This is a genomic window from Streptomyces sp. NPDC030820 (assembly GCF_055572075.1).
In genome coordinates, this window is the sequence record NZ_JBVIEB010000023.1 from 1 (window position 1) to 13,132 (window position 13,132).

The following is a 13,132-nucleotide window of genomic DNA, read 5'->3' on the forward strand; positions in this document are numbered from 1 at the left end:
CCAGCGATGGTCCGCAGAGCCTAATCAGCAGTCCGGAAGAAGTGGCGGGGCAGGGGGAACAGCGGCCTGAGCCATCAAGGGCAGCCAGCATGAAAGCCATCCCTGCCCCACCCGCGCAGTCCCAGAGTCGCGAACTCGCAGGACGCACTCAAGAAGGTAGGGCGGCATGAGCGACAACACGAACTTCCAGGATCGGATGTTCCTGGAAGGCGAGGCCATCTATCAGCGGATCCTTGACGGCCAGGTCACCGACGTTGAAGCCGAACTCATGGACGCCCACCTCCGGGCTTCGGAGGAGGGCGAGACGGCATGACCACCGCGACTGAGGGCACCAGCCGCCCGGCGGTGCCGCCGCTGACGAAGCCGGAGATGGGCCTTGCCGGATTAGGCGCGCTGGCCGCGGCCGGCGTCGGCGCCCTGGGGCTGATCGCCTCGTTCGATGCGGTCTCCTCTGCCGCCGTCCGTTGGGGCTTCGGCGCGCCGTGGGTGCTGCCGGTAGGCATTGACGTGGCCATTCCGGTGTTCACCGTGGCCAACTTGCTGCTGATCCGGATGGACATGGCGTTGGCGTGGGTGCGGTTCGTGCCTTGGGCGCTGACGCTGGTCACATGCGGGCTGAACGTCGCCGCCGGGCACACGCTGTGGGCCAAGGTCGCGCACGGCACGATGCCCCTGCTGTGGGTGGTGTTCTCCGAGATCGGCGCTCACGTCTACGCCGTCCGGATCGGCGCCGCCACCGGCCGCCGGATGGAGAAGGTGCGGTTCTCCCGCTGGATGCTCGCCCCGCTGTCGACGTTCGCGCTGTGGCGGCGGATGACGCTCTGGGAGATCACCTCCTACTCCGAGGCGCTGAAGCGGGAGCGTGAACGGCAGCTGGCCCGTGCCCGGCTGCGCGAGCGGCACGGCCGGCGGTGGCGGTCGAAGACCCCGCGCCCGGAACGCGTGCTGCTGAGGCTGGGGGAGCTGGCCCCTGCGAGCGAAGAGGTCCCGCCCGTGCCGCCGCAGCAGACAGTGAAGCCGAAGCCGAAGCCGGAGGCACCCAAGGCGCCACGCAAGCGCCCTGCCGGCACCAAGAGCAAGACCAAGCCTGCCAAGGCACCGCGGACCCCGGCCGAACTGCTCGCCGAGGCGCGCGAGGCCACGACCGACTGGGCCGATGACGCGATCAACGCGGAAGCCATCCGGACCACGCTGCACTGCTCGGCTGCCAACTCTCGTGTGCTGCGCGACCTGTTGCTCAGCGACCGGGCCGAGGGGCGCCGCCTGCGCTCCGTCGATGGTGACGAGGAGACCGAGGGGGCGGCGGCATGAACACCGTGTTGACCATGCTGGCCGCAGCGGCGCCGGTCGCCTCCGGCTGGGCAGCGCACACGCTGTGGCTACGGCGGCGCCTGAACGTCGCCCGCCGTGATCCGCTGACCGGGCTGCGGACGCGCGAGGCGTTCACCCGCCGCGCCACGGCCCTGCTGCGGGACCCCCGGGCGGTCGTGGTGCTGGCCGACGTCGACCGCTTCAAGCAGATCAACGACACCTTCGGACATGCGGCCGGGGACGCGCTGTTGAAGGCGACCGCGGACCGGCTCGCCCGCCACGTGGGCCGGTCCGGAGTGGCCGGGCGGCTCGGGGGCGATGAGTTCGCCGCCGTCCTGATCGACGACCACGGCACCGCCTCCGACATGCTCGCCGTGCTGCACGGTGTGCTCGCCCGCCCGGTCGACGGCCAGGACCCGGCCGTACACACCACGGTCTCGCTCGGCTGGGTGCGCGCTGCGGACTTCCCCGGCGATGGCCTGTCCGGACTGCTGCGGCGGGCGGATGAGGCGATGTACGCGGCCAAGCAGGCCCGTGCCAGTGCACGCCGGGCGGGGCTGGTGCGGCTGTTCGCCACTGTCGCCGGACGCCGCGCCGGCCGCGCCGGGGCCCGGACCGATGCGCCGGTGGTGGGGGTGACCGGCTGATGTCCGCCTACGGCAAATGCTTCGACCCGTTCGGCGCCCGGTTCGGGGTCCCCACGTACCCGTGGCGGTTCGCCCCGGACGGCTACGCCACCCGCCGTCAGCTGCGTGCGGCCGGTCTGCGGCCGGGCGAACAGCCGGTCGCTGCACAGGTGATGCGCCGCCACCGTGGCCGCAAGGCCGGGGTGCAAGTCGCCTACCTCTACCGCGTCGACTGCGCGAAGCCGGTACGGCCGATGACCTCCCGCAAGTGGGGTGCGCTCGCCTTGGCGATGCTCGCCCGCCGCACCTGCCCGCAGTGCCGGATCACCTACAGCTACTGCATCCCGACCTCGCTCGGGGTCTGCCTCCTCTGCGCCTACCCCGAGGAACAGCGCGCCACCTGACCCGCTCAGTGCGGGGCCCGGACCCAAACCGACCAAAGCAGCGACCGGGCCCCGCATCCCTCTCAGAGAGAAGGAACCCTCAGTGAAACACCCCGACGACGACAGCGAACTCTTCAACCGGCTGGAAGCCGAGATGGCCGCCGACTCCGACGGCGCCGTGGTCGACCTCAACAAGGCCCGGTCGGCCCGCACCGAGTCGGCCGACCGCACGCACGACGCGTCGCCCGACTCCGGGCCCGACCGGTCGGGCGACCCGACGCCGCCCGAGTCGGCCGACCCGGGCGAGGGGGAGTCGGGCGACTCCGGCCCGAGCCTGGTCGACCGTCCGACGCCGACTCAGTCGGGCCCCGGCCTGATCGACCGCATCCGCGACGCCAAGCGGCTGGACATCCTCCCGGCATGGGTGAAGTCTGGCCCGGAGTTCGCCGACGCGATGCGGTGGCTGGCTGGACACGTTTGGCACACCATCGCCTTCCACGCGGTCCGCGTGCCGTTCCTGTACGTGCCCAAGCTGATCCGGCGCTCGCCGCGAGGCCTGGCCAACACGCTCGGCAGGATCGGCCGGTGGGCGGTGGACGCGGAGGGCGAGCCCCTGCGGCAGGCGGAAGCGCGCCGGGAGAACTCCGAGCTGTACCTGAAGCTCTCGCGGCAGCGTGACCGGCGGGTGCGGCTGCGGATGCTCCTCACCCTCCTCGGTGCCCTGGCCGCCCTGGTCATGGGTCTGTTCCTGGTCTACGGCGCCGAGCCGCGCACGCAGGTCATCGCCGCCATGCTCACCGTGCTGGCGCTGGGTTGGCTGGGCGCGCCGGCGGATGCGCCGCTGGCCACCCGCGCGGTCATCAAGACCGAGGTGCAGAAGCTGACCAGCGACATCGTGGTCAAGGCCATGGCGTCCATCGGCATCGGCCAGATCACCAGTGCCGTGGCCAAGGGCCAGGACGGCATCAAGTTCGTCGCTCCGATCACCCGCGAGGGCCCGGGCTGGCGCGCGGACATCGACCTGCCGCTCGGGGTGACCGTCGCCGACGTTGCCGACCGGCGCGCCCGACTCGCCTCCGGCCTGCGCCGCCCACTCGGCTGCGTGTGGCCCGACGCCGACCCCAACGAGCATGAGGGGCGCCTCATCCTCTGGGTCGGGGACCGGGACCTTTCCAAGACCGGCCTTGTCAAGTGGCCGCTCGCCAACGCCCGCAAGCACGACATCTTCAAGCGGATCCCGTTCGGCATCGACCCGCGGGGCCGGGCTCAGTCCGTGCCGATGATCCAGCACAACATCCTGATCGGCTCGTTGCCCGGCCAGGGCAAGACCGCCTCCGTGCGCGTGCTGGCCTGCGGCGCCGCCATGGACCCGTCCGTCGAACTGTGGCTGCACGAGAACAAGGGCACCGGCGACCTGGACTCCCTCGAATGCGTCAGCCACCGGTTCGTCTCCGGCATCGATGATGACTCGATCAAGTACGCGGCCGACTCCCTGAAGCTGCTGCGCGAGGAGGTCATGCGCCGTGCGGCTGCGATCAAGAAGCTGCCGCGGGACCTGTGCCCGGACAAGCGCATCACCCGGCAGATCGCCGACAAGCGCTCGCTGATGCTGTGGCCGCTCGTGGGCGTGTTCGACGAGTGCCAGAACTTGTTCGCGCACCCCAAGTACGGAAAACAGGCAGGTGACGACGCCGAGTTCATCATCAAGCTCGGTCGTGCCCTGGGCGTGATCCTCGTCCTGGCCACACAGCGCCCGGACAAGGACTCGCTCCCGACCGGCATCAGCGGCAACGTGTCCATCCGCTTCGCCCTCAAGGTCGCCGGGCAGGTCGAGAACGACATGATCCTCGGTACGTCGGCGTACAAGAACGGCGTTCGTGCCACCTCGTTCCGTCCGGAGATCGACGCCGGTAACGGCTACCTCGCCGGCGCCACGGCGTTGCCGGTCGTGGTGCGCACCGCCTACCTGGACGACCACGCCACCCACGCCATCGCCCAGCGCGCCTACGCCCTGCGCAAGGCCGAGGGAACCCTGTCCGGCTACGCGCTCGGAGAGGACCCCGAGGCCGTGACCGGCCCCTCGTACGACCTGCTCGCCGACGTCGCCGCGGTCGTGCCGCCGTCGGAAGAGCGCGTGTGGAACGAGCGGATCGCCGCCCGGCTGGCCGAGCTGCGACCGGAGGTCTACGGCGGCTGGAAGGGCGAGAACGTCACCAGCGCGCTCAAGCCGCACGGCATCAAGACCCGCGACGTGGCCGGGACCACCGACGACGGCACCCGCACCACCCGCCGCGGCATCGCCCGCACCGACCTCATGAAGGCGATTGCGGAGCGTGACGAAAAACGAGGAGCCGCCTAGCCCTGGACGGTGCTACCGGTAGCACGTCGCCCTGCTACCGGTAGCACCCCCGCTAGCACCCCGCACAGGATCTGATCTGCGGTCTAGTGCATAGCAGCCCACCTGCGAAAACCCCGAAAACTGCCTGGAAGGGGCCCTCATGACCCCCATCGCCCTTGCTATCGCCTGCCTGTTCGCCGTGACGCTCGGTTACATCGGAATGTGTGCGGCCAGCCCGTTCGGCACCTGCCGCAAGTGCAACGGCTTCGGCTTCGCCATGGAAACCGACCGCAAGGGACGGCCCAGGCGCGGCAAGAGCTGCCGCCGCTGCAAGGCCACCGGCAAGCGCATACGCGTCGGCCGCTGGCTTTTCAACCGAGCCCAGCGGATCTACCGCGAAGGCACCCACTGAGGGCGGACGCAAAAGCATCGGCGAGGCCGTCAACGCACTGGCCGGACTCGGCTCAGGCGCCCTGGTCTGGGTCGCGCTCGCCGTGCTCGCCTGGCGCGCCCCTGTCCGCGCCGTCGCCGGGGGCCGCGGCAGCACCGTCAACATCCGCAAGGCCGTCATCAAGCGCAGCCACTTCCGTGGCTGACCACCCCGAGAGGAGAGTCGTGTTCGAGATCCGCGTCATCTGCGACCCGGCCGACACCGACCGGATCACCGCCGCACTCAGCGGCGCGTTCACCGCCGGCGCCGTCCGCACCTACCCCACGCGCGACGGCGAGCGCACCCGCCTGTACGTCACCGCCGACCACCGCCCCGAGCCCGGACCGTGGCCCACGCCGGACGAGGCGTACGCGCTCGCCCCGAGCATCATCCGCGAGATCGGATGGACCGCCCAGACGGCCGCCGACAAGCCGTTCAGCGAGCATCTGGGGCGGGAGTTCTGGCTCCACAAAGCCGCGCTGCTGGACCGCATCGCGCTCCAGGACGAGGAAGACGGCACCCGCCGCGACGCTGCGGCGGCAGCCACCGAAGCGGCGCGTCGGCTCATCGAGCACGACCGGGAGGGCGAGGGCGACTACCACGGCGCCCCGTACTGGCCGGAGCACCCGGCCACCGCCGCCGACCCGCGCGGCTACGTCCGCCAGGAGTACGCCCACTGGGCCAAGAACCCCTAGCAACGCCGCGGCGGCGGGACTCCCCAGCAAGGTCGCCCGCCGCCGCGGTTCTCCCTGCCCATCCGTAGACAGAACAGGAGATCCCCCAGCATGCCGCGCTCGGACGGCTCTGCCCAGCTCACCGCCGCGCTTGACGCAGCGTCGCACGGCTGGCACGTCTTCCCCCTCACTCCCGGCAACAAGCGCCCGGCCGTCTCCGACTGGGAGACTCGCGCCACCACGAACCCGGACCGCATCACCCGAGCGTGGTCCGTCGCCGCCTTCAACGTCGGCATCGCCACCGGCCCCTCCGGTCTGGTGGTCATCGACCTGGACAAGCCCAAGCACCCCGGCGACACCCCGCCGGCCGCTTGGGCCGAGCACGGCGTCACCGACGGCGCCGACGTGCTCGCCGTGCTCTGCGAGCGCCACGGCCAGCCCTTCCCCGCCGACACCTACACCGTTCGCACCTGGAGCGGCGGCACGCACCTGTACTTCCTCGCGCCCGAGGGCGAGCCCCTGCGCAACACCGCCGGGGACAGCGCCCGCGGGCTGGGCTGGAAGGTCGACACCCGCGCGTGGGGCGGACTCGTGGTCGGCGCGGGCAGCACCTTCGCCGGACACCCGTACGAGGTCACCCACCACGGCCCCGTGGCGCCCCTACCGGGTTGGCTCGCCGAACTCCTGCGCCCGGCCCCGCTGCCCCCGCAGACATCCGTCACGGTCGCCCTTACCGGTCACGGACGGCGCACTGCCTTCCTCCGCTCCGCGATCAACGGGGAAGTGCAGCGCGTCACTAACTCCGGCCCGCACGAGCACAACAACAGCCTCTACATCGCCGCGGTCGCCCTGGGACAGCTCGTTGCCGGAGGCGAGTTGAGCGAAGCAGACGTCACCGGCTGGCTCCTTACGGCCGCGCTTCAAGTCGGCCAGGGCGAGCGCGAGGCACGGCGCACCATCGCCTCCGGCCTGCGTGCCGGAGCACGTCGCCCTCGGACGGTCGCGGCATGAGCGCCAACCCCATCCCGCCCCTGCACCTGTACTCCGTGCCCAGCGACCCCGAGACGGCCCCCGCGGCGCCCCTCAAGCGGGAGCGCCCGCGGACCGCATGGACGGCCGATCAGCTCATGGCCGCGCACTTCCCGGAACCGAAATGGGCCGTGCCCGGCATCCTCGCTGAGGGTGTCAACGTGCTCGCCGGACCGCCCAAGGTCGGCAAGTCCTGGCTCTCCCTTGGACTGGGCTTGTCTGTCGCGGCCGGCGGCAGGGCGTTCGACTCTGTACCCGTGCAGGGTGGACCGGTGCTCTACCTCGCTCTGGAAGACACCCCGCGCCGTCTCCAGACCCGCATGGGCAAGATCCTCGGAGGCCAGCCGGCGCCCGCCGGCCTGACCCTGGTCACCGAGTGCCCGCCCTTCCCCCAGGGCGGCACCGAGGCCATCGCCCAGTGGCTGCAGCGCAACCCCGACGCGCGCATGGTCGTCATCGATGTGTTCGCCAAGATGCGCGGTCAGCCCCCGGCCGGGGTGTCGGCGTACGACGCTGACTATGTCGCCGTCGGCTACGCCAAGCGGCTCGCCGACCACTACAACGTGGCCGTCGTCCTCGTCCACCACGTCCGCAAGGCAGGCTCCGAAGACTTCCTCACCGAGGTCTCCGGCACCAACGGAATCGCCGGAGCCGCTGACGCCACGCTCGTACTGAAACGGGCCCGAGGGCAGGCAGACGGCATCCTGCACGTCACCGGCCGCGACGTGGACGAAGCCGAGTACGCCCTCAGTTTCCAACCCGCCTCCGGCGCCTGGCATCTGTTGGACGGCCCGGTCTCCGACCACACCGTCAGCGACACCCGCGCCACGATCCTGCGGTACGTCCGCGCCCACCCCGGCGCCAAGCCGAAGGACATGGCGGGCGAGCTGCCGCACGTCGACCTCGACACGATCCGCCGCACCTGCAACCGCATGGCCGACGCCGGGCAGCTCACCAAAGACGCCGGCGGCCGGTACTACCCGGACACCGAAACCCGGATGCAGGGCGCCCAAGAGGGGTCCGCACTGTCCGGCTGTCCGGTTACCACCTCTGACCAGCACGAACACCCCGGACAGCCGGAATTGGAGCTGTCCGGCCTGTCCGGTGCGGACGAAGCCGAAGGGAGGGCGGAATGAGCACCCGCACGCGGGACGAGAAGATGACCGTCAAGGAGGTCATTGCTGATCTGAGGGTGGCCCCGTCGACCTTCTACCGGTGGCGCCAGCTCGGAAAGGGACCCCGCGCGATCAAGCTTCCGAACGGCGACGTGCGGATCCGGCGGTCGGAGTACGAGCGTTGGCTTGCGGAGCGGGAGGACGCTGCGTGAGCGCTGAGAACGACACCCCGGCTGGGCGCCCTCGTGGGTCGGCCCGGTCGGGCTACTCCTTCGACGTCAAGCTGTGGAAGGTGTCGAAGACCGGGCGCAAGTCCCGCCCGTGGCGCCTCCGATGGGTGGTCGCAGGGCAGGTGCACAGCGACACGTTCACCACGTTGGCTCTCGCGGAGAGCCGACGGTCCGAGCTGTGGCAAGCCATGAACCGGCGTGGTGAAGCGTTCGAGATCGGATCGGGACTGCCGGAGTCCGAGGTACGCGCGGCGGCCGAAGCCGCCGAAGCAGCGGACGCCGAGTCGCCGTTGCGGTGGTTCGAGTTCTGCCGGAAGTACGTGGCCGGGCGGTGGCGTACGGCTGCGGCCAAGACCCGTGAGGGCATGGCGGACGGCCTTGCGGCCGTGACGCTCGCCATGGTCAAGCGTGGGGACGACGCTCCCGACGACGAGACGCTTCGGCTGGCCTTCCGGTGGGGCATCGTGCCCGCGAACGCGGGGGAGGACCCGCTGGCCGAACTTAAGGCTGCGTACCACTGGGTCACGACGGCCGACCGGCCGTTGGGTGATCTCGCCGATCCCGAGGTCTTCGAGGATGTGCTGTACCGCCTCAGCTACAAGCTGGACGGCACTCCGGCCGCGGGCGATACGTACAAGCGGCGGCGCCGCGCTCTGAACACCGCTCTTGAACACGCTGTGGTCGTGGGGGAGCTCCCGGAGAACCCCCTTCAGCGCGGCCGCCGGAAGCACGTCGGCTCCAATGAAGTGGTCGACCGCCGTGTCCTCGTGAACGCCGTACAGGCCCGTCAACTGCTCACCGCCGTCTCCTATGTCGGGTCCTGGGATCGCTGCCGTGGACGGCGACTGGTGGCCTTCTATGCAGTCCTGTACTACGCGGGACTCCGGCCTGCTGAGGCGGTTGGGCTACGGCGGTCTGACTGCCACCTGCCGGAGACGGGTTGGGGCACGCTGACACTGCGGGAGACGCGTCCTGTCTCCGGCAAGCAGTGGACCGATTCCGGGGAGCGGCACGACCGCCGGGGCCTGAAGGCGCGCGAGGCGTCCACCGACCGGCCGGTGCCCATTCCGCCCGTCCTGGTCGCCATCCTCCGGGCTCACTTGAAGGAGTTCGGGACGGCCAAGGAGGGGCGAGTGTTTGGCAACGAGCGCGGGGGAGTGGTCGGCTCATCCACCTACTGGCGGGTGTGGGAGGAGGCGCGGACGTACGCGCTTCCGGCTGAGCGCGTCGCCTCGCCGTTGGCCGGGCGCCCATACGACCTCCGCCACGCCTGCATCACGCGCTGGCTGAACGCCGGCGTCCCGATTGCTGAGGTGGCCCGGCGAGTCGGCAACTCGCCGGAGGTGATCCACCGCCGATACCACGGCTGTATTGACGGTCATGAGGAAGCTGCCAACGCGAAGATCACAAAGGCGCTAGAGGAAGACGGCGAAGCCGTATAGCGACGCGCTGCAACGTCACGTCGGCGGCCAGGGAGTATCGGCCGCCGACGTGACGAATTATTGGTCGCCAGCGCCTTCTGACGTGCCTAGATCTGCGATGAAAGATGACCTGGGGAGGTATGCGCGCGTAATAGCTGATGCGTCGACCAGGCTAGCCAGAGCGGGGGATGCTTCTTGGCGACTAGTAATGATCATCGGTCGCTCGTGCCAGTGACGGTTCAGGGCAGCAATAGCAGAGTCCCAACTCTCCGGATTCATCTCGTCAAGTCCGTCGAGCACGGCGAGGACACGTTCACTGTTCATGAGTTTGCGCGCAAGCGAACGCCGTACGTTAAAACGGTGCTTCAGTTCATGGATCATGAACTCCTTAAAAGGCACCGTCTCGGGGTCCCAGTGTGTCATCTGCACCCATACGGGCACCCATGGTTCCTCGCTTCTCGACTCATAGAGTCTTTGCCGGGCGATCAGCCTGGCGACGGTCGTCTTGCCTGTTCCAGGATCGCCGAGGATGGCCAGTCGAGACGAGGGTGGCAGAGCTGAGGAGATCACGGATTTGAGCAGCTCGGCCTGATAGGCGGACAGGCCGAGGGCGCTACTGGATGACCAAGCATCCATTCGGCGCCTGATGGCCTCCACGGCTCGTTGAGTGTGCTTCTTGTTTCGCTTTCCCTTTATCTGCCGTGTGCGAAGTGGAATTCCCTCAAACATCGCTGTCTCTAGTTGCTCAGCGACCCAGAACGGCCTTTCCAGTCGTGGGATGACGTGAAGCTCGGCAAGGAGTTCGCTGCGCCTCGGGTCATCTAGCGGGTAGATCTTGAGGAGTAGCCGTAGTGCGAAACCGGGCGCGAATCCGAACAGGCCGATGATCAGCAACAGGCTTGGCCAGGATGCGAACGTCGTGATGACTTCGCCCATCAGGTCCACCGCTCCTTCAGGCTCGTGAACCGTGCGTCAGAGCGAGCTTCTTCGAGCAAGCCACCGAGGCGCAACTTGCCTTCGTCGGTCAACTCGTAGTAGCGGCGCGGTGGTCGCCTGTCTTGGATGGTGGTCGGGTCTTCCCATCCGTCCGTCAGCCAGCCGGCGTCCACCAGCCTGGCCAGCATGGGGTAGAGCACGCCGGAACGAACACCGGACCTCTTTGCGAGGCTGTACCCGTAGTGCTTCCCGCTTGGGTCGGCGAGTAGCTCCGTTGCCACTTGCATCAGAGCATGTGTCTTCCTCATGACTCGGATACTACATGGACCGTAATCTACATAGGTAGACTTCAGGCTGGACTGCCGTGCGATGAGTGTGTCGGAGATGTGTCGCGAACGCTGAGAGACAACGAGAGAGGGCGGGAGCCAGTGAGACTGACTCCCGCCCTCTTCTGTCGGCATCCGCCCTGGTCAGTGGGTGATCCCTGCTGATCCTCGGCGAGTGCCCCCGGCAGGATTCGAACCTGCGCACACGGCTCCGGAGGCCGTTGCTCTATCCCCTGAGCTACGGGGGCGTGTCGGGTGCGGAGCTTCTTGCCCGCGGCGACGGATAGAACATTAGCAGGTCCGGCGGGGTGATCAGGAACCCGTTTCCCCGGGGGCCGGTCGGGGCGGGTCCACCGGGTGCCGGGAGGGTCCCCTGTACGGGGTGGAAGTGGGGAAAACCCGGACGCGGTGGCCGGTCCGGACCTACTCTCGACTTGTGCCAGGCGCCTCGGGTCGGGTGCTTGTTGTGGACGACAACAAGGTCATCCGGCAGCTGATCAGGGTCAACCTCGAACTGGAAGGGCTCGAGGTCGTGACCGCGGCCGACGGTGCCGAGTGTCTGGATGTGGTGCATCAGGTGCGGCCCGATGTCGTGACGCTCGACGTCGTCATGCCCCGGCTGGACGGCCTGCGCACCGCCGCCCGGCTCCGCGCCGATCCCCGTACGCACCATCTGCCCCTCGCCATCATCAGCGCGTGCACCCAGTACGAGGTCGACACCGGTCTCGACGTCGGCGTGGACGCCTTCCTCGCCAAACCCTTCGAGCCCGCCGAACTCGTACGCCTCGTCAAGCAGCTGATCGAGCGCGGGGGCGGGGATGACGGGGGAGACGGGTATGGGGGAGGGCACGGAGGGCACCGCGGCGGGGGTGGGGGCGGCGACGGAGACGGTGACGGGGATGGAGACGGGGACGGGGGCAGCGGCGCGGAGGGGGACGGGGGCGACGGCAGGGTTCCCGGAAGTGTCGCCAACGGGATCTCCGACGGGATCTCCGATGGCTTGCCGGGTGGGGTTCCGTCCGGAGGTTAGGCGGCCAGGGATCGGTGGGCGTCTACGTGGCCGGGGATCGGTGGGGCGTTTGCGTGGCCAAGGATCGGTGGGGCGTTTACGTGGCCAAGGATCGCTGGAGCGTCTACGTGGCCAGGTATCGGTGGGGAGTCCGGTACACGGCAGAGGGTCGTCCCACAGTGAGAACCGCTTCGCCTGCCCATCCCCTTCCTCCCCTACGCTTGTCCCGTGACCCCCGTCGAGCTGTCCCGCACCGTGCTGCACGCGGTGCGTTGTGCTGTCGATGACGGGGAGCTGAGTGTGACCGTGCCCGAGCGGGTTGTGGTGACCGAGCCGGGCCCCGGGGGGTGCGGGGACTTCGCCACCAATGTCGCTCTGCAGCTCGCCCGGCCGGCCGGGCAGCCGCCGCGGCGGGTCGCCGAGATTCTGCGGCCCCGGCTCGTCGGTGCCGACGGCATCCGGGACGTCGTCGTGACCGGGCCCGGGTTTCTCAACATCAGCCTCGACGCGCGGGACGACCTCGTCACCGGGGTCGTCCGGGAGATCCGGGCCCGTGGGGCCTCGTACGGCCATGGGGACGCCCTCGCCGGACAGGTCGTCGCGCTTCGCGTGCCGTACGAGGTGCGGGCCGAGGTCGTCGCGGACGCCGTCGTACGGATCGTGGCCACGCAGGGCGGGCGGGCCACCGTCGAGCACGGTGAGCCCGTCAATCTGCGGCCCGTGCCCGCGCCCGAGGATCCCGCGCCGCTGGGCCACGACGCCTTCCAGTGGGCCCTGCTGCACCCCGCCGCGCACGACCGGCCGCGGATCACCGCCGATCATCTGGTGCAGCGGGAGAGCAATCCGCTGTTCCGGGTGCGGTACGCCCATGCCCGCATCCGGTCCCTCAGCCGCAACGCCGCCCGCCTGGGCTTCACCGCCGAGCCCGGCCCGCTGGTCACCAGCCGCTCCGCCGACGCCCTCCCGGCCACCCCCGCCAACGGCACTCACATCACCGCCAACGGCACCCCCACCCTTCTCACCCCCCTGGCCGACCACCCCCGCATCCTCTCCGCGGCCGCCACCCACCGTGCCCCGGACCGGCTTGCCCGGCACCTCGTCACCGTCGCCGATGCCGTGCTGCCCTTTGTGCCCTTCGTGCTGCCCTGCGGCGAGGAGAAACCCTCGGCCGCCCACCGCGCCCGGCTCGCCCTCGCCGAAGCCGCCGGGACGGTGCTGGCCGGCGGCCTGTCCCTGCTCGGCATCGACGCACCCGAACACCTCTGAGGCCCTCGCGAGAGATGCCCGGAGAGAGACAGAGAGTC

Annotated in this window: 14 protein-coding genes, 1 tRNA gene and 1 pseudogene; 13 read left to right on the forward strand and 3 right to left on the reverse strand. The window is 69.8% G+C overall.

The features are described 5' to 3' along the window. Positions 1–166 precede the first annotated feature (166 nt). The 11 genes from ACZ418_RS39355 (at position 167) to ACZ418_RS39405 (ending at position 9,578) form a co-directional block, all read left to right on the forward strand. Complete coding sequence (locus ACZ418_RS39355; RefSeq protein WP_361303375.1) at positions 167–313, forward strand: hypothetical protein; 147 nt, start codon at positions 167–169, stop codon at positions 311–313. Beyond that, positions 310–1,311: a DUF2637 domain-containing protein gene (locus ACZ418_RS39360; RefSeq protein ID WP_468372761.1), complete on the forward strand. Its 1,002-nt coding sequence runs from the start codon at positions 310–312 to the stop codon at positions 1,309–1,311. The genes ACZ418_RS39355 and ACZ418_RS39360 overlap by 4 nt, the downstream gene beginning before the upstream one ends. Beyond that, the gene (locus ACZ418_RS39365) at positions 1,308–1,958 is read left to right on the forward strand and encodes a GGDEF domain-containing protein (protein WP_468372764.1); all 651 of its coding nucleotides are present in this window, start codon (positions 1,308–1,310) and stop codon (positions 1,956–1,958) included. Before ACZ418_RS39360 ends, ACZ418_RS39365 begins: the two co-directional genes overlap by 4 nt. Continuing rightward, positions 1,958–2,341 carry an RRQRL motif-containing zinc-binding protein gene (locus ACZ418_RS39370; protein ID WP_468372765.1) on the forward strand — a complete coding sequence of 128 codons (384 nt, stop codon included), beginning with the start codon at positions 1,958–1,960 and terminating at the stop codon, positions 2,339–2,341. Before ACZ418_RS39365 ends, ACZ418_RS39370 begins: the two co-directional genes overlap by 1 nt. Before the next feature lie 82 nt (positions 2,342–2,423). Beyond that, positions 2,424–4,679 (forward strand): P-loop NTPase family protein, encoded by a 2,256-nt coding sequence (locus ACZ418_RS39375; protein WP_468372768.1) that lies wholly within the window; start codon positions 2,424–2,426, stop codon positions 4,677–4,679. A 139-nt stretch (positions 4,680–4,818) separates the two neighbouring features. Further along, entirely contained in the window at positions 4,819–5,070 is a 252-nt protein-coding gene (locus ACZ418_RS39380) for a hypothetical protein (RefSeq protein ID WP_468372771.1), read from the forward strand. A gap of 203 nt (positions 5,071–5,273) precedes the next feature. Then, positions 5,274–5,783, forward strand: a complete 510-nt coding sequence (locus tag ACZ418_RS39385) for a hypothetical protein (protein WP_468372773.1) — start codon at positions 5,274–5,276, stop codon at positions 5,781–5,783. Positions 5,784–5,873: 90 nt separating this feature from the next. Further along, on the forward strand, positions 5,874–6,773 hold the full coding sequence (locus ACZ418_RS39390) for a bifunctional DNA primase/polymerase (protein ID WP_468372775.1): 900 nt from the start codon (positions 5,874–5,876) through the stop codon (positions 6,771–6,773). Then, positions 6,770–7,927 carry an AAA family ATPase gene (locus tag ACZ418_RS39395; protein ID WP_468372777.1) on the forward strand — a complete coding sequence of 386 codons (1,158 nt, stop codon included), beginning with the start codon at positions 6,770–6,772 and terminating at the stop codon, positions 7,925–7,927. Before ACZ418_RS39390 ends, ACZ418_RS39395 begins: the two co-directional genes overlap by 4 nt. Continuing rightward, positions 7,924–8,118 (forward strand): helix-turn-helix transcriptional regulator, encoded by a 195-nt coding sequence (locus ACZ418_RS39400; RefSeq protein ID WP_468372779.1) that lies wholly within the window; start codon positions 7,924–7,926, stop codon positions 8,116–8,118. Before ACZ418_RS39395 ends, ACZ418_RS39400 begins: the two co-directional genes overlap by 4 nt. After that, complete coding sequence (locus tag ACZ418_RS39405; protein WP_468372781.1) at positions 8,115–9,578, forward strand: tyrosine-type recombinase/integrase; 1,464 nt, start codon at positions 8,115–8,117, stop codon at positions 9,576–9,578. Before ACZ418_RS39400 ends, ACZ418_RS39405 begins: the two co-directional genes overlap by 4 nt. A 57-nt stretch (positions 9,579–9,635) precedes the next feature. On the opposite strand, the gene ACZ418_RS39410 is transcribed toward ACZ418_RS39405, so the two are convergent. From ACZ418_RS39410 to ACZ418_RS39420, 3 genes are all read right to left on the reverse strand, one after another. Further along, positions 9,636–10,493: an NACHT domain-containing protein gene (locus ACZ418_RS39410; RefSeq protein WP_468372783.1), complete on the reverse strand. Its 858-nt coding sequence runs from the start codon at positions 10,491–10,493 to the stop codon at positions 9,636–9,638. Next, entirely contained in the window at positions 10,493–10,801 is a 309-nt protein-coding gene (locus ACZ418_RS39415) for a PadR family transcriptional regulator (RefSeq protein ID WP_468372784.1), read from the reverse strand. Before ACZ418_RS39415 ends, ACZ418_RS39410 begins: the two co-directional genes overlap by 1 nt. A gap of 194 nt (positions 10,802–10,995) precedes the next feature. Then, positions 10,996–11,067 (reverse strand) — tRNA-Arg (locus ACZ418_RS39420). 140 nt (positions 11,068–11,207) lie between these two features. Here ACZ418_RS39420 and ACZ418_RS39425 point away from each other — a divergent pair. Together ACZ418_RS39425 and nrtL are read left to right on the forward strand one after the other, a co-directional pair. Next, positions 11,208–11,705 (forward strand): annotated as a pseudogene (locus ACZ418_RS39425) (response regulator); the annotation flags it as partial. Between the two features lie 351 nt (positions 11,706–12,056). After that, positions 12,057–13,094: an ArgS-related anticodon-binding protein NrtL gene (nrtL, locus tag ACZ418_RS39430; RefSeq protein ID WP_468372787.1), complete on the forward strand. Its 1,038-nt coding sequence runs from the start codon at positions 12,057–12,059 to the stop codon at positions 13,092–13,094. Positions 13,095–13,132: the final 38 nt, after the last annotated feature.